The organism is Streptomyces sp. NPDC020299, assembly GCF_044387825.1.
In the GTDB taxonomy this organism is placed as follows: Bacteria; Actinomycetota; Actinomycetes; order Streptomycetales; family Streptomycetaceae; genus Streptomyces.
On record NZ_JBIRWL010000010.1, the window covers coordinates 285,036 to 306,299 of the forward strand.

At 72.0% G+C, this 21,264-nt stretch carries 18 protein-coding genes and 1 pseudogene; 6 read left to right on the plus strand and 13 right to left on the minus strand.

Annotated elements, in window-relative coordinates; translation table 11 throughout:
- Nucleotides 1-69: 69 nt before the first annotated feature.
- The 3 genes from ACH45E_RS25880 to ACH45E_RS25890 all read right to left on the minus strand — a co-directional run bounded on the left by ACH45E_RS25880 (nt 70) and on the right by ACH45E_RS25890 (nt 3,251).
- Nucleotides 70-1,359 (minus strand): ribonuclease D, encoded by a 1,290-nt coding sequence (locus tag ACH45E_RS25880; RefSeq protein ID WP_361440029.1) that lies wholly within the window; start codon nt 1,357-1,359, stop codon nt 70-72.
- Between the two features lie 213 nt (nt 1,360-1,572).
- Nucleotides 1,573-2,232 (minus strand): response regulator transcription factor, encoded by a 660-nt coding sequence (locus ACH45E_RS25885; RefSeq protein ID WP_181808392.1) that lies wholly within the window; start codon nt 2,230-2,232, stop codon nt 1,573-1,575.
- Nucleotides 2,233-2,573: 341 nt separating this feature from the next.
- Nucleotides 2,574-3,251 (minus strand): DUF3000 domain-containing protein, encoded by a 678-nt coding sequence (locus tag ACH45E_RS25890; protein WP_361440032.1) that lies wholly within the window; start codon nt 3,249-3,251, stop codon nt 2,574-2,576.
- Between the two features lie 107 nt (nt 3,252-3,358).
- Between ACH45E_RS25890 and hemE the strand changes: the two genes are divergently transcribed.
- On the plus strand, nt 3,359-4,447 hold the full coding sequence (gene hemE, locus ACH45E_RS25895) for a uroporphyrinogen decarboxylase (protein ID WP_361440035.1): 1,089 nt from the start codon (nt 3,359-3,361) through the stop codon (nt 4,445-4,447).
- Between the two features lies 1 nt (nt 4,448).
- On the opposite strand, the gene ACH45E_RS25900 is transcribed toward hemE, so the two are convergent.
- Nucleotides 4,449-5,282, minus strand: coding sequence for a rhomboid family intramembrane serine protease (locus tag ACH45E_RS25900; protein WP_361440038.1), 834 nt, complete (start codon nt 5,280-5,282; stop codon nt 4,449-4,451).
- A gap of 92 nt (nt 5,283-5,374) precedes the next feature.
- Between ACH45E_RS25900 and ACH45E_RS25905 the strand changes: the two genes are divergently transcribed.
- A complete protein-coding gene (locus ACH45E_RS25905) occupies nt 5,375-5,659 on the plus strand; it encodes a hypothetical protein (protein ID WP_361440041.1) in 285 nt (94 codons plus the stop codon).
- Nucleotides 5,660-5,668: 9 nt separating this feature from the next.
- Here the strand turns inward: ACH45E_RS25905 and ACH45E_RS25910 are convergent, their stop codons facing one another.
- Nucleotides 5,669-7,090, minus strand: a complete 1,422-nt coding sequence (locus ACH45E_RS25910) for an FAD-dependent oxidoreductase (protein WP_361440044.1) — start codon at nt 7,088-7,090, stop codon at nt 5,669-5,671.
- A 37-nt stretch (nt 7,091-7,127) separates the two neighbouring features.
- Nucleotides 7,128-8,108, minus strand: a complete 981-nt coding sequence (locus ACH45E_RS25915) for a DUF4349 domain-containing protein (RefSeq protein ID WP_361440047.1) — start codon at nt 8,106-8,108, stop codon at nt 7,128-7,130.
- A 189-nt stretch (nt 8,109-8,297) separates the two neighbouring features.
- On the opposite strand from ACH45E_RS25915, the gene hemG reads away from it, so the two are divergent.
- Together hemG and hemQ are read left to right on the plus strand one after the other, a co-directional pair.
- A complete protein-coding gene (hemG, locus tag ACH45E_RS25920) occupies nt 8,298-9,752 on the plus strand; it encodes a protoporphyrinogen oxidase (RefSeq protein WP_361440050.1) in 1,455 nt (484 codons plus the stop codon).
- A 4-nt stretch (nt 9,753-9,756) separates the two neighbouring features.
- Nucleotides 9,757-10,488 carry a hydrogen peroxide-dependent heme synthase gene (hemQ, locus tag ACH45E_RS25925; RefSeq protein ID WP_361440053.1) on the plus strand — a complete coding sequence of 244 codons (732 nt, stop codon included), beginning with the start codon at nt 9,757-9,759 and terminating at the stop codon, nt 10,486-10,488.
- Here the strand turns inward: hemQ and ACH45E_RS25930 are convergent, their stop codons facing one another.
- From ACH45E_RS25930 to ACH45E_RS25960, 7 genes and pseudogenes are all read right to left on the minus strand, one after another.
- Nucleotides 10,489-12,120, minus strand: a complete 1,632-nt coding sequence (locus ACH45E_RS25930) for an alpha/beta hydrolase (protein ID WP_361440056.1) — start codon at nt 12,118-12,120, stop codon at nt 10,489-10,491.
- 129 nt (nt 12,121-12,249) lie between these two features.
- A complete protein-coding gene (locus ACH45E_RS25935) occupies nt 12,250-13,035 on the minus strand; it encodes a TIGR04222 domain-containing membrane protein (RefSeq protein ID WP_361440059.1) in 786 nt (261 codons plus the stop codon).
- 96 nt (nt 13,036-13,131) lie between these two features.
- The gene (locus ACH45E_RS25940; protein ID WP_361440062.1) at nt 13,132-13,908 is read right to left on the minus strand and encodes a DUF4142 domain-containing protein; all 777 of its coding nucleotides are present in this window, start codon (nt 13,906-13,908) and stop codon (nt 13,132-13,134) included.
- 142 nt (nt 13,909-14,050) lie between these two features.
- Nucleotides 14,051-14,557 (minus strand): annotated as a pseudogene (locus tag ACH45E_RS25945) (endonuclease); the annotation flags it as partial.
- 255 nt (nt 14,558-14,812) lie between these two features.
- Nucleotides 14,813-15,400 (minus strand): DUF6262 family protein, encoded by a 588-nt coding sequence (locus ACH45E_RS25950; protein WP_361440065.1) that lies wholly within the window; start codon nt 15,398-15,400, stop codon nt 14,813-14,815.
- Nucleotides 15,397-17,328, minus strand: a complete 1,932-nt coding sequence (locus ACH45E_RS25955; protein ID WP_361440068.1) for a site-specific integrase — start codon at nt 17,326-17,328, stop codon at nt 15,397-15,399. The genes ACH45E_RS25950 and ACH45E_RS25955 overlap by 4 nt, the downstream gene beginning before the upstream one ends.
- 689 nt (nt 17,329-18,017) lie before the next feature.
- The gene (locus tag ACH45E_RS25960) at nt 18,018-19,196 is read right to left on the minus strand and encodes a tyrosine-type recombinase/integrase (protein ID WP_361440071.1); all 1,179 of its coding nucleotides are present in this window, start codon (nt 19,194-19,196) and stop codon (nt 18,018-18,020) included.
- Between the two features lie 299 nt (nt 19,197-19,495).
- On the opposite strand from ACH45E_RS25960, the gene ACH45E_RS25965 reads away from it, so the two are divergent.
- Nucleotides 19,496-20,053: a SigE family RNA polymerase sigma factor gene (locus ACH45E_RS25965; protein WP_361440074.1), complete on the plus strand. Its 558-nt coding sequence runs from the start codon at nt 19,496-19,498 to the stop codon at nt 20,051-20,053.
- On the plus strand, nt 20,050-21,261 hold the full coding sequence (locus tag ACH45E_RS25970) for a hypothetical protein (RefSeq protein WP_361440077.1): 1,212 nt from the start codon (nt 20,050-20,052) through the stop codon (nt 21,259-21,261). Before ACH45E_RS25965 ends, ACH45E_RS25970 begins: the two co-directional genes overlap by 4 nt.
- The last annotated feature ends 3 nt before the right edge of the window (nt 21,262-21,264 follow it).

Here is a 21,264-nt window from a genome sequence, read left to right on the forward strand (position 1 = left end):
CGAGCGAAGCCGAGCGTGGGGGAGTGCGTGCCAGGCGTCGCGGGGCAGGCGGGAATTGTCAGACAGCCCCTAGGCCTCCGCAGCAGCCAGCGCAGCGACAAGCACCGGAGTCACCAGCTCCACCTGCCAAGCCCGCGCCCCGTACCCGGCCAGCGCGGCCCCCACGGACTCCTCGTCCACACTCTTCGGCGGCTCCCAGCAGAGCCGCCGCACCGTGTCAGGGGTGATCAGATTCTCTTGGGGCATATTGAGCCGCTCGGCCAGCGAGGACACCCCGGCCCGAGCCGCCGAGAGGCGCGCCGCGGCGGCCGGGTCCTTGTCCGCCCACGCCCGAGGCGGCGGCGGCCCCGCGACCGGCTGCCCCGGCTGCGGCAGCTGTGCTTCGGAGAGCGCCTTGGCCCGATCCACGGCGGTCTGCCACTGCTCCAGCTGCCGCCGCCCCATCCGGTGACCGAAACCGTTCAGCCCGGCCAGGGCGTGCACATTGGCCGGCAGGGCGAGCGCCGCCTCCACGATGGCGGAGTCACTGAGCACCTTGCCCGGCGAAACGTCCCGCCGCTGGGCGAGCCGGTCCCTGGTCTCCCACAGCTCGCGAACGACGCCGAGCTGCCGGCGCCGCCGCACCTTGTGCATGCCGGACGTACGGCGCCAGGGGTCCTTGCGCGGCTCGGCGGGCGGCGCCGAGGCGATCGCGTCGAACTCCTGCCGGGCCCACTCCAGCTTGCCCTGCCGGTCCAGCTCCTTCTCCAGGGCGTCGCGCAGGTCGACGAGCAGCTCGACGTCCAGCGCGGCATACCTCAGCCACGGCTCGGGCAGCGGCCGGGTCGACCAGTCGACGGCGGAGTGGCCCTTCTCCAGTACGAAGCCCAGGACGCCCTCGACCATCGCGCCGAGGCCGACCCGCGGGAACCCGGCGAGCCGGCCGGCCAGCTCGGTGTCGAACAGGCGGCTGGGGATCATGCCTATCTCACGCAGGCAGGGCAGGTCCTGGGTGGCCGCGTGGAGCACCCACTCGGTGCCGGACAGCGCCTCGCCGAGTCCCGACAGGTCGGGGCAGGCGACGGGGTCGATCAGCGCGGTCCCGGCTCCCTCGCGGCGCAGCTGCACCAGGTAGGCGCGCTGTCCGTAGCGGTAACCGGATGCGCGCTCGGCGTCGACGGCGACGGGGCCGGTGCCCGCGGCGAAGGCGGCGACCGCCTCGGCCAGCGCGGCCTCGTCGGCGATCACCGGGGGAATGCCCTCGCGGGGCTCGAGCAAGGGGACCGGCGCCGCCGTCTCAGAGGATCCGCCGTCATCCGGAGGGGTCCCTCCGGTGGTGCGCAGTGGCATGTCTGCTGCGGTCTCTTGGGCGTCGGTCACATGTCAAGGGTATCTGTGTGTGGACAGCGCCCGTCGACGGAACGTTCCGTCGACGGGCGTCGGAGGGTCGTAAACCAGTCAGGAATCGGTCTGGCGGGTGAAATGCCTGGTTCACATGGGCGAACCGTTATGAGGTCAGTGGATGGCGGTGAGGGGGCGACGGTCAGCGGATGACGGTGAGTCGGTCACGGTGAGTGGGAGAGGGGCAGTGAGTCAGTGGATGATCCCGGTACGCAGGGCCACCGCCACCATTCCGGCCCGGTCGCCCGTGCCGAGCTTGCGGGCGATGCGGGCGAGGTGGCTCTTGACGGTGAGGGCGGACAGGCCCATCGAGACGCCGATCGCCTTGTTCGACTGCCCCTCGGCGACCAGGCGCAGCACCTCGACCTCGCGGCCGGACAGCTCGCGGTAGCCGCCCGGGTGGCTCGGGGCGCCCGGGGGGCGGCGGTGCATACGGGCGGCGGCGCCGATGGGGGCGGCGCCCGGTCGGGTGGGGAGCCCGATGTTGGTACGGGTGCCGGTGACGACGTAGCCCTTGACACCGCCGGCCAGGGCGTTGCGTACGGCGCCGATGTCGTCGGCGGCGGACAGCGCGAGGCCGTTGGGCCAGCCCGCGGCGCGGGTCTCGGACAGCAGGGTCAGGCCGGAGCCGTCGGGAAGGTGGACGTCGGCGACGCAGATGTCGCGGGGGTTGCCGATGCGGGGACGAGCCTCCGCGATGGACGAGGCCTCGATGACATCGCGCACACCGAGCGCCCACAGGTGGCGGGTGACGGTGGAGCGGACGCGCGGGTCGGCCACGACCACCATGGCGGTCGGCTTGTTCGGGCGGTAGGCGACCAGGCTTGCGGGCTGCTCGAGGAGAACGGACACCAGGCCTCCTGGGGTGGGGGGACGGGCCGGCTCGTGGGGATGAAGCCGGGACGAACCGTGATTGCAAGGTCACAGTCGTCTTCGGCACCAAACCCGTCCGCCTTTAGGGAATGATCACGATCCAGTGAGTAACAATCCGTGCAATTCGGACACGCGGTCGATCATTGAGGGATCGGGTGGGTTCGGGCGAGTGCGATTCGGGTTCTGAAAGTGGCCGTATCGACAAAGAGATGGTCAATGAAGGGTGAGTCGCGCGACTGCCGGGTGGACGAGAACGCCCCGCCGGCGACGCCGGCGGGGCGGAGGAACTGTCGGAGGAACTGTCGGAGGAACCGCGGGGCTCAGCGGGACTGGGGCCCCCTGCGCTGCGGCAGGGACACCACGGAGGCGTCGCCGGGGGCGGCCGGCGGCAGGCCTGCGACCTGGGCCAGCAGATCGCACCAGGAGGCCAGATGGGCGGCGGTGTCCGGGACCCCGCCCAGGCCCTCGCGGGGCGTCCAGGAGGCACGGATCTCGATCTGTGAGGCGGCTGGCCGCTCGGACAGCCCGCCGAAGTAGTGCGAACTCGCCCGGGTGACGGTGCCGCTCGGGTCGCCGTACGCGAGCCCCCGCGCCTGGAGGGCGCCGGTCAGCCACGACCAGCACACCTCGGGCAGCAGCGGATCGGCCGCCATCTCCGGCTCCAGCTCGGCCCGCACCAGCGTCACCAGCCGGAACGTGCCCCGCCAGGCGTCGTGCCCGGCCGGGTCGTGCAGCAGCACCAGGCGGCCGTCGGCGAGGTCCTGGTCGCCGTCGACGACCGCGGCCTCCACGGCGTACGCGAAGGGGGCGAGCCGCTGCGGGGCGGGCGTCGGCTCCGCCTCGATCTGCGGCCGCAGCCGGGCGGTCCGCAGCGCCTCGACCGCGGCCCGGAAGGCCGGTGGAGCCGTACTGCCCGTATGCCCCTCGGCCTCCTCCGTCTCCTTCGCGTCGTCCATTCCGCCAGCGCCGTCCGACAGTCGTCCCTGAGCCGCAGCCATGCGGGGAAGAGTAAGGGGAACGAGGGCATCGTGCGGGGCAGACACCCCGCACCGGCGGTCGCCGGACCCAGGCAGAGGCCCCGGCACCGCCGTGCGAGACTTTCCCCGTGAGTGCCAACGACACCGCCCACGGGACTTCCACGGGCCAGCAACCGACGCGGCCGTCCGCGACGTACGATTCCGCCTTCCTCAAGGCGTGCAGGCGCGAGCCCGTGCCGCACACGCCGGTGTGGTTCATGCGGCAGGCCGGGCGCTCCCTGCCGGAGTACCACAAGGTGCGTGAGGGCATCGGGATGCTGGAGTCCTGCACGCGACCCGAGCTGGTCGCGGAGATCACGCTGCAGCCGGTGCGCCGGCACGGCGTGGACGCGGCGATCTACTTCAGCGACATCGTCGTCCCGCTGAAGGCCATCGGTCTCGACCTCGACATCAAGCCCGGCGTCGGCCCGGTCGTCGAGCAACCGATCCGTACCCGTGCCGACCTCGCCCGGCTGCGCGACCTCACCCCCGAGGACGTCTCCTACGTCACCGAGGCGATCGGCCTGCTCACCCGCGAGCTGGGCGGCACCCCGCTGATCGGCTTCGCCGGCGCGCCGTTCACCCTCGCCAGCTATCTCGTCGAGGGCGGCCCGTCCCGTACGTTCGAGAACGCCAAGGCGATGATGTACGGCGACCCGGAGCTGTGGGCCGACCTGCTGGACCGCCTCGCGGACATCACCACCGCGTTCCTGAAGGTGCAGATCGAGGCGGGCGCCTCGGCGGTGCAGCTGTTCGACTCCTGGGCCGGAGCGCTGGCCCCCGCCGACTACCGCCACTCGGCGATGCCCGCCTCCGCGAAGGTCTTCGAGGCCGTCGCCGGGTACGGCGTCCCGCGCATCCACTTCGGCGTCGGCACCGGCGAGCTGCTGGGGCTCATGGGCGAGGCCGGCGCGGACGTCGTCGGTGTCGACTGGCGCGTCCCGCTGGACGAGGCCGCCCGCCGGGTCGGCCCCGGCAAGGCGCTCCAGGGCAACCTCGACCCGACCGTCCTGTTCGCCGGCACCGAGGCCGTCGAGGCCAAGACCCGCGAGGTCCTCGACTCGGCCGCGAAGCTGGAGGGCCACGTCTTCAACCTCGGCCACGGAGTCATGCCGTCCACCGACCCGGACGCGCTGACCCGGCTCGTGGAGTACGTGCACACGCGGACCGCCCGCTGACCTACCAGGTCTGCCAGGCCTGCCGGGGCCGGGCCCGCCTGCCGAACAGCAGGCCGCGCGGCTCCGGCGGGGGCGGGGTGCCGGGCTTGAGCGGCCAGGCGAGCAGCATGCCCGCGAGGAAGCCGACGACGTGCGCCGAGTAGGCCACCGTGCCCGCGCCGGACACGCCGTGCCCGGAGGAGTACACCGCCTGCAGCCCGAACCAGAAGCCCAGCACCAGCCATGCGGGCAGCCGCAGCGGCAGGAAGATCAGGAACGGCACCAGCACCCACACCCTGGCCCTCGGGTAGAGCACCAGATAGGCGCCGAGGACGCCGGCGATCGCCCCGGACGCGCCGATCAGCGGGTCGCCGCTGCCGGCGTTGAGCAGCGCGAAGCCGTACCCGGCCGCGTAGCCGCAGACGACGTAGAAGAGGAAGTACCGGACGTGGCCCATCCGGTCCTCGACGTTGTTGCCGAAGATCAGCAGGAACAGCATGTTGCCCAGCAGGTGCAGCCAGCTGCCGTGCAGGAACATCGCGGTGAACACCGACAGCGGCGGTGACTTGTCGTAGCCCGGCGCCCCCACCACACAGCCCGGGCCGTGCGGGCCCACGCCCACGCCGCCCGTCGGGACCATCGTCGGCAGCTGATGGTGGATCAGCTCCCTGGGGACGGCCGCGTAGCGGTCCATGAAGGCCTGGAGGTGGCACAGCTGGGCCAGATCGCTGCCCCCGGCCACGGATCCGGCTATGCCGGGCGTGGAGAGGAACACGAGGACGTTCGCGGCGATGAGCGCGTATGTCACCCAAGGGGTACGGCGCACCGGGTTCACGTCATGCACGGGGATGACCACACAAAAGTACTGCCCGCGATGGGCCGGACGAATCGGTGAACGCCGCCGAGCAGGTGTGCGTATCTCTCCTCAACCGACGTGAGGATCAGGCGATGAACGACCGAATCACCCCTCCGATGCACGCCACACCCGACGGCGAGGCGGAGCTCTCCCTCGTCGTGCGGCTCCCCTGGGAGGACGTCGCACGGCTCGGCCAGGAGGCGGGGCGGCTGGCCTCGCAGATGCAGCGGCCGGTGACGCTGGACGAGGCGGTGAGCCATCGGCTGCGGTCCACGAGGGCGTCGGCGGCCCATGCCAAGCCGGCGGGGGAGCAGCCCGCGGCCGTGTCGTCCAACACCTCGGTCACCTCACTCCCGAGGATCAGCGGCACGGCCTGAGACCCTGTCTCACACAGCGTCACGCAGGCTCTGACCGGCGCTCGCGCGCACCTTCGCCGCCGCCTTTCTCGCCGCCACCAGTACCGGGTCCCACACCGGTGAGAACGGCGGGGCGTAGCCCAGGTCCAGGGCTGTCATCTGCTCCACCGTCATACCGGCGGTGAGGGCCACGGCGGCGATGTCGACCCGCTTGCCCGCGCCCTCCCTGCCGACGATCTGCACGCCGAGCAGCCGTCCCGTGCGGTGCTCGGCGAGCATCTTGACCGTCATGGGGGAGGCGCCGGGGTAGTAGCCCGCGCGGCTGGTCGACTCGATGGTGACCGTCTCGAACCGCAGGCCGACCCGGCGGGCGTCCTTCTCACGCAGACCGGTGCGGGCGATCTCCAGATCGCAGACCTTGCTGACGGCCGTGCCGACCACGCCGGGGAAGGTGGCGTAACCGCCGCCGGCGTTGGTGCCGATGACCTGGCCGTGCTTGTTGGCATGGGTGCCGAGCGGGACGTACTGCTCCCGGCCGGAGACCAGGTTCAGCACCTCGACGCAGTCACCGCCGGCCCAGATGTTCTCGTGGCCGCGTACCCGCATGGCGAGGTCGGTGAGCAGGCCGCCATGGGCGCCGAGGGGGAGGCCCGCCGCGGCGGCGAGCGTGGTCTCCGGGCGGACCCCGATGCCCAGGACCACGATGTCCGCCGGGTACTCGGCCTCCTCCGTCACCACCGCGCGGATCCGGCCGTCCTCGCCGGTGAGCAGCTTCGTCACCTCGGCGTCGTCGACCATGGTGATGCCGAGGCCCTCCATGGCCCGGTGCACCAGGCGGCCCATGTCCGGGTCCAGGGTCGACATGGGCTCCGTGCCGCGGTTGACGACCGTCACCTCGAAGCCGCGGTCGATCAGCGCCTCGGCCATCTCCACACCGATGTATCCGGCACCCACGACCACCGCACGGCGGCCACGCGTGCCCGCCAGCGTGTCGATGAGGGCCTGCCCGTCGTCCAGGGTCTGCACTCCGTGCACACCGGGGGCGTCCACACCCGGCATGTCCGGGCGGACCGGGCGGGCACCCGTGGCGACGACGAGTTTGTCGTACGACGTCCAGGACTCGGCGCCGGAATCGACGTCACGCGCGCGTACCCGCTGCCCGGCCACGTCGACCTCCACGACCTCGGTGCGCATGCGCAGGTCGATCCCCCGCGCGCGGTGCTCCTCGGGAGTGCGCGCGATCAGCCGGTCGCGTTCGGGCACGGCACCGCCCACCCAGTACGGGATCCCGCACGCCGAGTAGGAGCTGAAGTGGCCGCGCTCGAAGGCCACGATCTCCAGTTCCTCCGGGCCCCGCATCCGGCGTGCCTGCGACGCCGCGGACATCCCCGCGGCGTCACCGCCGATCACGACCAGTCGTTCCGTCCCGCCCCGCCCACCGTTCATGCTCATGCGAACACGCTACGGGCACGCCGGATTTCGGACTCGCTCAGCCCTGCTCGTCCGGCTCGGCGGCGGGCTGGGGCGCCGGGTGGGCCGTCGGCAGCGGACCCAGCGCGGTCGCCATGGGCGCGGCGGGGGCACGGCGCGGCAGCCGGGGGCGTACGACCCGCAGCCACAGCAGCGTCAGCAGCGCGGCCAGGGCCGCGAACGGCAGCACCGCGCCGACGGCCAGGGCGATCCAGCGCAGCAGCGTGACGAACGCGTGCCAGCCGCCCGCCAGGGCGTCCGTGAAGCCGGGGGAGTCGTCCCCGGCCGCCGCCGCCCGCACCGGCGTCCGCGACAGCGACAGGGTGATGGTGGCCAGGCTCGTGCGGTCCTTCAGGGACGCCTGCTGGGCGAGCAGCGCCTCCAGGTCCGCCTCGCGGCCGCTCAACTCCCCTTCCAGGGTGACCACGTCACCGAGTTTGGTGGCCCGGCCCATCAGCTCCCGGATCCGGGCCACGCTGGCCCGCTGCGACTTGACGCGGCTGCCGACGTCCACCACCTGGTCGGTGACGTCCCGCGCCTTGGCCGTGCGGTGGATCAGTTTGCCCGAGCCCTCCAGGTCGGTGAGGACCGCGTCGTACTTGTCCGTGGGCACACGCAGCACCACCCGGGTGCGCTCCTGGCCCGCGGAATCCCGGCTGGTGCTCTCGTCGCCGACGTAGCCGCCCGCGTTCTCGGCGGTGGCGCGGGCCTCGTCCAGCGCCTTGGGCACGTCCTTGACCTGCACGGTGAGGGAGGCGGTGCGGATGATGCTGCTCGCGGTGAGTCTGGGGGCCTTGGTGGCGGCGTCGGCGCCGCGCGCCTTCGCGCCGGACGCGCCGGACGTGCCCTCCTGCGCGATACCTGCGGAGTCGGCCTTGCTGCCGGAGGAGCCGCCGCCGCTGTCGTCCGCACCGCTGCATCCGGCGAGGGCGAGGGACGCGGCGAGCAGGACGGCGGCCAGGGCCTGAACAGGCCGTGGCAGTGATCGTGGTGTGCGCATCTGGCGGTACCCCCGAGGGTTCGTGACGGCTGGGTTCGTGACGACTGGTTTCGCGACGACTGACGTTCCTTCGACGCCCGGATGGCGCGGCGCGTTGGGGGTGGACGGTTCCGATGAGGTCACGGTCACATCGCGCTGGGGCCACATGGCCCTGGCGCCGCTGTCAGTGGTGTCTGAGAGGGTGGGGCCATGAGCGGATCACCTGCGGGCACGGGTCACGTCGTCGTCATCGGAGCGGGCATCGCCGGGCTGGCCGCCGCGCACCGGCTGCTTCAGCGCGGGGCCCGGGTGACCGTGCTGGAGGCCTCCGACCGGGTCGGCGGCAAGCTGCTGCCCGGCGAGATCGCGGGTGTGCGCGTCGACCTGGGCGCCGAGTCGATGCTCGCGCGCCGCCCCGAGGCGGTGGACCTCGCCCGTGAGGCCGGCCTGGCCGACCGCCTCCAGCCGCCGGCCACCGCGACGGCCTCGATCTGGACCCGAGGCGCCCTGCGCCCCATGCCCAAGGGCCACGTCATGGGCGTCCCCGGCACCGCCGCCGCCCTGACCGGCGTCCTGTCCGACGAGGGCCTCGCCCGCATCGAGCGCGACGCCGACCTGCCCCGCACGGAGGTCGGCGAGGACGTGGCGGTGGGGGAGTACGTGGCGGCGCGGCTGGGCCGCGAGGTCGTCGACCGCCTGGTCGAACCGCTCCTGGGCGGGGTCTACGCGGGCGACGCGTACCGCATCTCGCTGCGCTCGGCCGTCCCCCAGCTCTTCCAGGCCGCCCGCACCCACACCTCCCTGACGGAGGCGGTCCGCGAGATCCAGGCGAAGGCCGCCGCCGGCCCGCAAGCGGGGCCGGTGTTCATGGGCATCGAGGGCGGCGTGGGCCAACTGCCGCTCGCGGTCGCGGAGTCGGTGCGCCGGCGGGGCGGTGAGATCGTCACGGGGGCCCCGGTGGGCGAGCTGCGCCGGGAACCCGGCGGCGGCTGGCGGGTGGCCGCCGGTGACCGGGTGCTGCGCGCCGACGCCGTGGTCGTCGCCGTCCCCGCCCCGGCCGCCGCCGGGCTGCTGGCCGCCGAGTCCCCGGAGGCCGCCGCCGAGCTGCGGACCGTCGAGTACGCCTCCATGGCCCTGGTCACCCTCGCCTACCGCCGCGCCGATACCGCCCTGCCGGACGGCAGCGGCTTCCTCGTCCCGCCCGTCGACGGGCACACCATCAAGGCCTCCACCTTCGCCTCCCGGAAGTGGGGCTGGATCGCAGACGAGGACCCGGACGTGGTGGTCCTGCGCACCTCCGTCGGGCGGTACGCCGAGACGGAGATCCTCCAGCGCGAGGACGCCGGCCTGGTGGAGGTCTCCCGCCGCGACCTGCGCGAGGCCGTCGGTCTCGACGCCACTCCCGTCGAGACCCGTGTCACCCGCTGGACCGACGGCCTGCCCCAGTACCCCGTCGGCCACCACGCGCGCGTGGCCCGTATCCGCGAGCACGTCGCGAAGCTGCCGGGCCTCGCCGTGTGCGGCGCGCAGTACGACGGCGTCGGCATCCCCGCGTGCATCGCGAGCGCGTACGCGGCCGTGGACCAGCTGGGCGGGGATCCGCGAGGTGTGGAGGAGCTCACCGCCGCCCCGGTGCAGAGCCTGCACGGCGGAGCGGGAGAATAGCGGCATGAGTGACGACGCCCCCACCACCGCCGCCGAGCGGATCCCGAACAAGGGCAAGCTGGCCAAGGACCTCAACGAGGTCATCCGCTACACCCTGTGGTCCGTCTTCAAGCTGAAGGACGTACTGCCCGAGGACCGCGCGGGCTACGCCGACGAGGTCCAGGAGCTGTTCGACCAGCTCGCCGCGAAGGACGTGACCATCCGCGGCACGTACGACCTCTCCGGGCTGCGCGCCGACGCCGACCTCATGATCTGGTGGCACGCCGAGACCAGCGACCAGCTCCAGGAGGCGTACAACCTCTTCCGCCGCACGAAGCTGGGCCGTGCCCTCGAGCCGGTCTGGTCGAACATGGCGCTGCACCGCCCGGCCGAGTTCAACCGGTCGCACATCCCGGCGTTCCTCGCCGACGAGACGCCGCGCAACTACGTCAGCGTCTACCCGTTCGTGCGGTCCTACGACTGGTACCTGCTGCCCGACGAGGACCGCCGCCGCATGCTCGCCGACCACGGCAAGATGGCCCGCGGCTACCCGGACGTGCGCGCCAACACGGTCGCGTCGTTCTCGCTCGGCGACTACGAGTGGGTCCTGGCCTTCGAGGCCGACGAGCTGTACCGCATCGTCGACCTCATGCGCCACCTCCGCGGCTCCGAGGCCCGCATGCACGTCCGCGAGGAAGTCCCGTTCTTCACCGGGCGTCGCAAGGAGATCGGCGAGCTGGTCGCGGGCCTGGCCTGATCAGAGGCGGCCGGTCTTGCCCTTCAGCTGGTCCCTCAGGGCCTGCCTGCGGGGGGTGCCCGGCTTCGGCTCCGGGTGCGGTGCGCAGGACGCGTGCCGCACCGGGAGGCGGCCCGCGAGCAGGTAGGCCTCGACGTGGGCGTTGACGCAGGCGTTCGGCCCGCCCGCGATGCCGTGCGTACCGGCGTCCCGCTCGGTCACCAGCACCGAGCCGGCCAGCCGCCGGCGCATCTCCAGCGCCCCGTCGTAGGGCGCGGCGGCGTCCCGTTCGGCGGCCAGGATCAGTGTGGGCGGCAGCTCACCCGGGCCGGTCCGGACGTCGACGGGCCGTTGCCGGGGCGCCGGCCAGTAGGCGCACGGCAGGTTCATCCAGACGTTCTCCCAGGTCTCGAAGGGCGCCACGCGCGCGAGCCGGGTGTTGTCGCGGTCCCACACCGCCCAGTCCGTCGGCCAGGGCGCGTCGTTGCACTCGACGGCGGTGTAGACCGCGTTCAGGTTCTCCGTCTCCGCGGCCGTCCCGGCGCCCGGCGTGGCCAGCTTGACCAGCGGTTTCGGATCGCCCTTCAGATACGCCGACAGCGCCCCGGCCCGGCTCGGCCAGAAGTCGTCGTAGTACCCGGCGGACAGGAACGCGCCCTGAAGCTGCCCGGGGCCGACCTTCCCGCCCGCCGGTGCGGCGGCCAGCCGCGTCCGTGCCGTCTCGTAGCTGCGGCGCACCTTCTCGGCCGTGTCGCCGAGGCCGTACACGTCGTCGTGCCGGGCGATCCACTCCCGGAAGTCCGCCCAGCGGTCCTCGAACGCGGCGGACTGACCGAGGTTGTCGCGGTACCAGATCTGCGCGGGGTCCGGGTTCACCGGCGCGTCCAGCACCATCCGGCGCACGTGCGAGGGGAACAGCGTGGCGTACAGCGCCCCGAAGTAGGTGCCGTACGACGCGCCCATGAACGTCAGCTTCTCCTCGCCCAGCGCGGCGCGCAGCACGTCCAGGTCGCGGGCGTTGTTCAGGGAGTTGTAGTACCGCAGCGCGCTTCCGGCCCGCAGGGCGCAGCCCCGCGCGTACGCCTTCGCCCCGGCGATGCGCTGCTTCTTGTACGCCGTCGAGGGGTGCGTCGGCGCCTGCGCGGGCCCGGCGAGGAGCTGCCCCGGGTCCTGGCAGGACAGCGGTGCCGAGCGGCCCACCCCGCGCGGGGCGTAGCCGACGAGGTCGTAGGCGGCGGCGACGCGCTTCCACTCGGGCAGCAGGCCGATCACCGGGAAGTACATGCCGGAGGCGCCCGGGCCGCCCGGGTTGAAGACGAGGGCGCCCTGGCGGGGCACCTTGCGCTTGCTGTTGTGCGGGTCCTTGTGGGTCGCCTGCGCCCGGCTGACGGTCAGCCTGATCTGCTTGCCGTCGGGGTGCGCGTAGTCCAGCGGGACGGTCACCGTGCCGCACTCCATGGCGTCCGTCGCCTCCTGGCCGGCGGAGCACTTGCCGAAGTCGATGCCGGCCGCAAGCGCGCGGGCGGCGGCCACCGCGGTGCCGCGCTGTTCCGCCGTCGTGTCCGGGGCGTGGGGTGCGCCGCCGGCGGGTGCGGCGGCGAGGGTGGTCAGGAGCAAGGACCCGGCGGCCGAGTAGAGGGCGGCGGCTCTCATCGCGTATCCCTTCGGTGGGGGTGGCGGCGCACCGCCACGGCAAAAGGGATATTTCGTTCGGTCGTCGACGAAGGCAAGCACCGCCCGGCCGGTGTCGGCCCCAATGCCCCCTATGCGCCCCCTGGGGCCTCACTCCCGCCAGGGCTGGTCGCGGTGCGCGAAGGCCGCGCGCAGTTCCGGTTCGCCGATCGCGCGGATGCCGCGTACCGCGACGGAGGTGAGGTAGCTCCGGTCGTCGCCCGTGCCGGGCGCCCGCCGGTTCAGCGCGCCGAGCAGCCGCTGCCCGGCCGGCGAGGCCCAGGGTGAGTACGGATGCACCTCGACCCGCGCCATGGCCAGGCAGCTCAGGGTGAGGGTGAGGGGCAGCGCGAACCACAGGGCGACCAGGTCGCGCGGCATCTCGGTCTCCGCGGGCGTCAGCAGCGCGGCCGCGCCCAGCGCGAGGACGGCGAGCGCGGCGGCCCGCACCTGGCGGACGCCGGCCGCGACGGTCGTACGCGCCCCGGCGGGCACCGCGAGCCCCGCGCGCACCAGGTCGTCGGCGAGGCTGCGCACCGCGTCGGCGCCCGCCGCCCGGGACCGTGCCGGCTCTATGCGGGACTGCCCCTCCGGGCCGATGGCGCCTATCACCGACCGCTCCATCTCGTCCCGGCCGCGCGGGTCGACGACGGTCGCCCAGCCGGTGTGCGCGAGCAGCAGTCGCCGCTGCCGGGCCATGGAGACCATGGTCAGATCGGCGACCCGCGCGGGCCCGCCGGACAGGAACGCCGCCTCGTACAGCGTCAGATCGTGCTCCCGGCCCGTGATCGCGTCCTGCCTCTCGGTGGTCGCCGCGCGTACGGCGGCCAGGCACAGCCGGGTGCAGGCCGTGCCGGCGACGGCCCAGGCCAGCAGCAGAAGGAGTACCCAGAACATGACAAGTTTCTATGCCAGAGGTCTGGGAAACTCCATGCCCTGTTCACCATCCGGACACAGTGTTCCCGGTATGTGACGTTCCGTTTGTCTCGCAGGTCAGGAGCCGTGCGACGGCAGCGGGCTCGACGCGGCGGGCGGGAGCGAGTAGGTCGGGGCCGGTGACGGCGTGACCGGGATCGGGGAGCCGGTGCCCGCGCTCGGCAGGGCGGAGCCCGGGGGAGTGGGCGTGCCGCTCGCGGCGAGGTCACGGGCCAGCGCGGCGAAGTCCACGTACCCGGTGGCCTCCAGGACCTTGATGTGGTCCAGGACGGTCGTGTTGGCGTCGTCGGCGAGGCCGCGCACCAGCGAGTTCTGCGTGGCCGCGCGTACCTGGGCGACCAGCGAGAACACCCTGCCGTGCGCGAGCCGCACGATGTTGGCGAACTGGCGGTCGAAGTCCTCGCCCCGCGCCGACTTCAGGGTGGTGAGCCACTGCTTCTGCTGGCCGGTGGGCTCGTCGGGCAGCCCGAGGTTCATCTTGGCGGCGACGTCCCGGACGCGCTGGTCCAGGAAGGTGTGGCCGTCGACCAGGTGCTTTCCGGCCGTCCGCACGGCCGGGGTGGTGCCCTTCTCCTCCGCCAGCTGACCGGCGGGCAGCTCCCACAGCCCGGCCAGCCGGACCTTCGTGATGAAGTCCCGGTCCTGTGCGGACAGCGGGCCGTACAGCGTCAGGGTCGTGTCCGCGCTCAGCACGTCCGCGCCGGTCGTGTCCGGCCGGTCGGTGTACGACCAGATCGGGAAGGCCAGCGCCACGAACGTCGCGGCCAGGCCCGAGATGATGATCCCGGTGCCGCTGAATATGCCTCGGCCCTTGGCGGGGCGTCGCCGTCGCATGGCGCCTCCTGTTGCGGCACCGCACGCCCGTGAGTCCTGGGGTGCGGAATTGGCATATTACTGCGGCTCTCGTCCAACTGCCGTACCGCATAAGGCAGTAAATGGCGCCAATTCGGACGTGAACCGGGTAACACCGCGGCCGTCACCCCCGTCGCAGCAGCACCCGCCGCGCCGCGCGGGCGGCCCGCACCACCGGCCGGCCCGACCGCGGCACCGGCCCCGACCGCTCCAGCCACCACTCCCGCAGCGCCCGCCGCGCTCCGCCGTCCGCGCACCGCCCGGTGAACAGCAGGTGCCCCGCGAAGTCCAGCGCGTCCTGCCGGTAGCCCCCGGTCATCGGCTGCCCCTGGGCATAGTCGAGGAACGCGGCCCGGTACCCCTCCCCGAGGATCTCCGGCAGCTCGGGCGCCACCTTCGCCACCACATCGGCCCGCTTCGCCGCGAGCGCCCGGGCCTGCACCCGCATCCGCGCCCGGTCGAAGCCCTCCGGCACCGGTGTCCCGGCGACGAGCGCGGACAGCGTCGCGGCCTGCGCGAGCCCGACGCGCCGGCGGACGGCGTCGGTGGGCGCCGGCCGCGGTGCCGTGGCCCCCTCGGGCACCGGTGACGGGGCGGCGCCCCCCGCCGGCAGCTCCTTGGCCCGCCCTTTCGCCCACCCCTTCGCTCAGGGCACGCCACTCGCGCTCGCACCGCTCGCGATCCGTGTTCCGGAAGCGCTTGATCACGCTGTCGGTGCCCATCTCGATCGTGTGGGTGCTCCATCGTCCAGAACTCATGGGAGGCGATCCTGCCAGGCGTGGGGCAGGGCTGCCCTTTTCCCTGGAGTATTTGGGGCGCAACCGGACTTCGCCGATGGGTGTCACCAGGATGGTTGCCTGGTCATGAGGTGGTCAGAGGCACGGGGTCACGTGCCTGGTCCCGGGCTGGCGATCTGTGCTTCGAGATCGGCGACGCGTCGGTCCTGGAAGCGGAGGTTGGAGCGGGCGGCTTTGAGGCGCTCGTCGAGGGTGCGGTTGTCGGTCGTGAGCTGGCGGACGCGTTGCTTGAGGGTGGTGTTCTCGGTGGTGATCCGCTGGATGGCCTCCTCGGTCCACTCGGCTTCCAAGTCCCGGATCTGGCCGAGGAGTTCGCCGATGCGGGTCCGCTGGGTGAGGATCTCGGCCTGGGCGGTCTTGAGGCCTTCCTCGGCGTTCAGGGCACGTTCGCGCCAGGTCGCCTCGCGCTCGTCGTCCTGGTCGGCGAGCAACTGGGTCCGCCGGTCTCCCGCCTCGGCCATCGCGTTGGCGACCGCGGCTCGGGCCTCGGCGTTGTCGTAGAGGAAGGTGCGCGAGACGTCCGCGCGACGGGCGACGGCAGCGACGCTGACCTGGGCTTTCTCGCGCTGGAGGCGGGTGATGGCTTCGCGGACCCGCTTCAGGGCGGTCTCGGTCTTGTGGCGGCGGGCAGCCAGGGCAGCGGCCGTGCGGGGTTCTGGAATGGCAGCGGTCTTCATGCGATGTCCTGTTCGAGATCGTCGCCGTCGGTTGTGCACGTATCGCTGTACTTGCCCTCCTGGGCGCTGCCTGTGTCGGCGAGGTCGGCGGCGCGGAAGGCGGTGGACCAGACGCGGTGGAAGTAGTCCTGGGGTTTGCGCAGGTCCAGGGCGAGGGCGTCGCCGAGAAGGCCGAGTCCTGCCAGGGCCTTCTCCAGGCCGTCGATGGCGCGGGCGGTGGGCTCGAAGTAGCGGTGGAGGTAGTCGGCGGTGGCGTCGTCCGGGGCGCCTTCGGCCAGCAGCCGCCACTGCTCGCGCTTGCGTCGCCAGTAGAGAAGGTCCGCGCCGGAGAGGACGAACTTGTCACAGTTGTGGCAGTCGAGGTTCCAGGGGCAGGCGCCGCCGTCGACGACAGGCTGGAAAGTGCAGAAGCCGCCTTCGGCGGGGGTGCTGCGGCGGGCGAGGTCGACGGCGATGGCCAGGGCGTGCTCCTTGGTGAGTGCCTCGGCCGAGTCCCCCGCGAGGAGTTCTCCGGGGGTGGTGGTGCCGGGGCCGGCGACCCAGACATGCTGGAGCACGTTCTCCAGATCGGTGTTGGAGAGGTGGACGTAGTGCTCGGCCATCCGGTCCGAGACGTGTCCGAGGTAGCGGCGGATGTGGGTGAGGGTCGCGCCTTGGCGCAGGAGGCTCGTGGCCAGGGTGTGGCGGGCCTGGTGAGGGACGCAGTGGCCGATGTCCATGGCGTCGACCCAGGGCCGGAAGCGGCTGTAGAACCACGGCCTGCTAAGCGCGATCGTCCCGTCGGTGCTGCGGTAGTTGGTGGGGAACAGCGCGAGCCCGTCGCGTTCTTTGCCCGCGGGGGTGTAGCCGTGATCGTCGGCGAACCGGGTGAGCGTCTTGCGCTGCCGGTCGGCGATGCGCTCGAAGAGCGACTCGGGGATACGGATGGCCGCGTCGTAGTTGCCGACCTTGGTCTGGTCATGCCAGAGCATCGCGAGCCCGCTGAGCCGGCCGATGCAGTTCCAGCGGAGCTCGGTGACTTCCCCCAGCCGTCGTCCGGTGACCACGACGATCTCCCAGATGTCCCGGGCGCCCTCGTCATCCGGATCGTGGACGCGTGTGAACTCGGCGAGATTGTGTTCGTCGGCCAGTGCGCGGGCCACCTCGTCGGCGAAGGGGCGTCGTCGCTTCTGATAAGCGGTGCCGCCGGCGTTCGGCAAAGCGATGACGAACTCCCTGGCCAGGCCGATGGCGTCGGTCACGCCATCGTCCATCGCCTTGCGGAGGATCTTGCGGGTGTGGTTGAAGACCACCGATCGCGTGCCGGTCGTGACGGTGCTCGGCTTCCCGTCGACGCGGACCGTGGCCAGAGACGGGAGTGCATGGCGCTCGCGATGTCGCTGATCTGCGACGAAGCGGTCGGCGTGTTCCTTCGTCAGGACTGCGGGGTCGATGCCCCCGCCGGGGGCGTCGACCTCGATGAAGGCGCTCAACTCGGTCATCGCTCGACGAATATGGTCAAGCGTGTGGGCGCTGTTGGGGCAGCGCGGCGAGCGCAGGAGTTCGGCGAAGTAGTCCCATGTGATGTCCCGTAGCCATCGTTGAGAGATCGCCGTGAGGCTGACGTGCCCGAGCCGGTTCTCGTAGCTGATGCCGAAGTGCCTCGTTTCGAGGAATCCGGCCTCTTTGGCCTCCTCGGGTGTGAAATAGACCAGGCGCAACTCGTGGAGGATCTCTTTCGCGATCCCGTTGGCGGTCTTGGACAGGCAAGCAAGGTCCAGATCGACGATCGAGGTCGCGTCCTGCTCGCGGCAGGCGTTCACCACCATGCGGAGCGCGGTGACATCCCAGCGGGCCGGACGTGACCGCTGCGTGTGCGTGAACAGCCCCCACTGCATCTCTGCTCGCGGCAGGGGCCTCAGGCCGCGCAAGTTCAGCTGAGCGGGCACGGAGACGGCGATCTCCTTATCGCGCCATGCCCGGAACTGCATGCGGTCGATGTAGCTGACAGCGGCTCGGCCGTCCTTCCACGATCCGCCCGGAATGGACGCCCCGCCGGGAGAACCCGCCCTCCGGTAGGCGTGAGCGTGTCGCTGGCACAGTCCCAGCGGCGACTCCGCCAGCAGAGAACAGACCAGCACCGTGCAGGTCCCGAACCCCGAAGTGGGGCTTTGCCCGGCAGCCCACTCATCGAAGTCGGGTGTGGATTCCTGGCCCGTTCGCGTCCGGCTCCATTTCTGGAGGTGATATCTGCAGAGACGGTACTGGCCCGCCCGCGCGGGTCGCCCGGGGCAGATCAGACAGGCCAGATTCCCGTCATGCTCGGTTGTCTGGCTCAACGGCTCAGCAGCGCTGAGGAAGGCTGACCTGCTGACACCTTCTTTCGCGGCCATGAGCCACTCCTGGCGATGGGCATGGCAGAAGTCACCGAGGCCGACGGCGCGCTGGCAGTCGGTGACCCGGCAGAACCACCGGTAGGTCTGGTGCCCTGGCGGGATCTGGACGATGTCGTCGCGGAACAGAGGGTCGAAGGAGGGCGCGCTTGTCAGCGCGGTGAGGATCTCCAGGCGATCCCTGCCGATTCGCTTCTGGTTCTGGTGCGTGGCCAGCAAGGGCAGCAGAAACGCGTCCCGGCGCTTCACCGGCCCTCACCCCAGACCGTGCGCAGAGCGGCATCGAAGACCGGATCGTGGATGTCGACGTGCCCGTAGACCTCGTCGACCATCGCGGCCGAGGCCCAGCCGCCCGCGTCCCGGGCGATCAGGGTGTTGCCGCCCGCGGCATCGAGAACCGCCGAGGCGAAGGTGTGCCGGAAGGCATGTGGTTTCACCAGCCCCAGCCCAGCGCGTTCCCCGGCCCGGCCGAGCATCCGCCGGGCTCCGACCGGTGCCCACGGCCGGCCCTCATCGGCACCGTGCAGCTGGACGAGGAGCATGCCGTGCCGAGCGCCGCGCGGGTACTCGGTGGTGATGTACTCGAAGTAGGAGTGCACCATCGCCGGGCTGACCCGCTTGATCAGCCCGCCGGTGACCGTCCCGCGCACGATCTGCCACGGGTGCTTGGTCTTGGCCTCGGCCCCGTTCGGGTTGCCGGGCCGGTGGCAGACGTGCAGATGCGGGGTGCGGCACTCGCCGCAGGCAGCGTTCTCCCGCAGGTGCAGATCGACCAGGTGCAGCCCACACAGCTCGCCGATCCGCAGGCCCCCGTCGGCGAGCCAGTCCACGACCAGCCGGTCCCGGGCGGCGTTCACCGTCTCCAGCAGCCTCTCCCTCGCCCCGTCCGGCAGCATCTTCGGGTGCCGACGGTGCGGCCCCTTCGGTGCCAGCGGATTCGTTGGCAGCGGCGACTTCACGTGACCGAGGAACGAGCGACGGCGGTCCACCCGCGACGGCAGCCGGGACCTGTCGAGCTTCTTGCCGAGCTCACCGTTGATGCCGAGGGAGGCTTGATGAAGGTAGAAGCCCTTCAAACAGGCCGCCGCGGTCGACAGCGCAGAACGGCCGTAGGGGCGCTTACCAACCCGCCACGGTTCCCCGAGCGGCATGCGGACCTCGGCACCGACGATCCCCATGTACCGTTCCAGGTCTCGCAGTTGGACCGTGCCGAAGGCCAGGCACTCTCGCTCCAGCCACCGCAGGTGGTCCACCAGGTAGTACGCGTAGGTCTTCTGCGTGCCCGAACCCTCGTGCTCACGCAGGAACTGGTCCGCCTCCGTGTGCAGCGTGCCCTCGGGCCAGACGATCGTCCATGACCTCCGCCCGTCCTTCCGATCGATCCGCTGGACCCTCAAGTCCCCGATCACCACGTGCCGTACCACTTGTCCTCCGTACCGACTCCGGAACATGACTGACGTCACGCTCCCGGTCGGTAAACGAGCACGTGACGCCCAAGTCACAGGCCCAGACGGACATCACGGGCGGCACCACCCGCGGTCGGTAAAGTCGACGTCCAGGTACAGCAAAGGGCGGCTCACGGGGACAACGTACGGCACCGGACGCGGTGGACCGACAGAGATTATGTCCGCGGCGGACAGGCATAGCGGCGGGCGGCAGGCCGCGTCACAAGGGAGAGAGGGGCCGGGCGCAGGGTCCGCCCAGGGGGAAAGAGAAGGTGACGATGGATGCCGAAGCGGAGGAACGCTTCCGGGAGTTCGTGGCGAACCGGTCGTCCGCGCTGCTGAGGACAGCCGTCCTGCTGACCGGCGGGGACCGGCACGCCGCCGAGGACCTGCTGCAGAACTCGCTGGTCAAGGCGGCGGGGCGGTGGCAGCGGATCGACGAACCCGAGGCCTATGTCCGGCAGATCCTCTACCGGCAGCAGATCAGCCGCTGGCGGCTGAAGTGGCGCCGGCGGGAGCTCAGCGTCGCCGAGCCGCCGGAGACTCCCGCCGCTCCGGACGCCTCGAACGCCGCCGAGCTGCGGCTCGTCCTGCGCGCGGCCCTGTCCCGGCTCACCGCCCGCCAGCGCACCGTGCTGGTGCTCCGCTACTTCGAGGACCTGCCCGAGGCCGACGTGGCCCGCCTGCTGGGCTGCTCCGTGGGCACCGTACGGTCCACCACCCACCGCAGCCTCGCCCGGCTCCGCGTCCTCGCGCCCGAGCTGGCCGCGCTCGGCCCCGCGGAGGCCGAGCAGCCGCAGTCCCGTGACTTCTCGCCCGTGGAGGTGCGTCCGTGAACGTCGAGGACATCGTGCGCGGCTCCCTGCGCGAGATGGCGGGGGAGACGGAACCGCCGCCCGCGGCCCTGGCCGACCGGGTGCTCGCGCTGCGCCGGCGCCGCCGGACCCGCACGGTCGTGACGGTCGCCGCCTCCGCCGCGACCGTGATCGCCATCGCCGTGGGGGTGCCGCTGCTGGACGGTTCCGACGGGCGGGACGCGCGCCCGGCGCACGTGGTCGGCCCGGTCGTCGCCCACGCCGACCAGTCGCCGCCGCGTGACCTGATCGCGGCGGGAAACGCGGTGGTCGCCGGGTACAGCACCCAGAAGCAGGTGCGGCAGCCCGACAAGGACAAGATCACCACCCGGACGTACTGGCTGCTGGATCCCGCGAGCCGTACGTACAAGAAGTACGACCAGTGGTCGTTCGTGGCCGTCGCCCCGGGCGCGCGACTCGCCGCCGTGCTGGAGCGCGAGCTGCCCGTCTCACGCGTCGGGCTGCTGGATCTGAGCACCGGCAAGGTGGAGCGCTGGATCCCGGTGCCGCAGGGTGCGGGCGGGCTGGCCTTCTCACCGGACGGGACCAAGCTGGTCGCCACCACCTACGCCAAGAACCCCGACCGTGCCTTCTGGAGCAAGCGGATCCCGGTCAACGACACGATCGAACCGCAGACCGTGCCCAGCCGGACCGGCTTCACCCTGATCGACGTCGCCTCGGGCGAGGGGCAGTGGCACAAACTGCCGTACTGGAAGGACAAAATTGGACTGTCACTCAACGCACGCGCGGATCTGGAGTTCAGTCACGACGGAAAGCTCCTCTGGGAGCCCCTGTCCATGAACCCGGGCGCCCAGTACCACGCCTTCGACGGCACCAAGGTGGCCACGCCGGCCGCCGAAGCGCACGCGGACCCGTGGGTCGACGCCGGCATCTCGCCCGACGGGAAGCTGGTGGCGGGCGGCTTCGCCGGAGAGGGCAAGGAGATCGCCTCCGCGGTCAACGACGCCGCCACCGGCAAGCGGATCACCAAGGTGCCCGGTCAGCAGCTGCTGGCCTGGGCGGACGGCAAGCGGCTGATCGCCTGGGGGATCGGCGGCGACCACAACGAGTACCACCAGCGGCTGGTCCTCGTCACCGTCGGCAGCAAGAAGGTCGTCCCGCTCAGCGGCTTCCGCTCGCCCAAGGACGACACCCGCGGACGGTGGGAACCGCTGTTCACGACCCGCTGACGT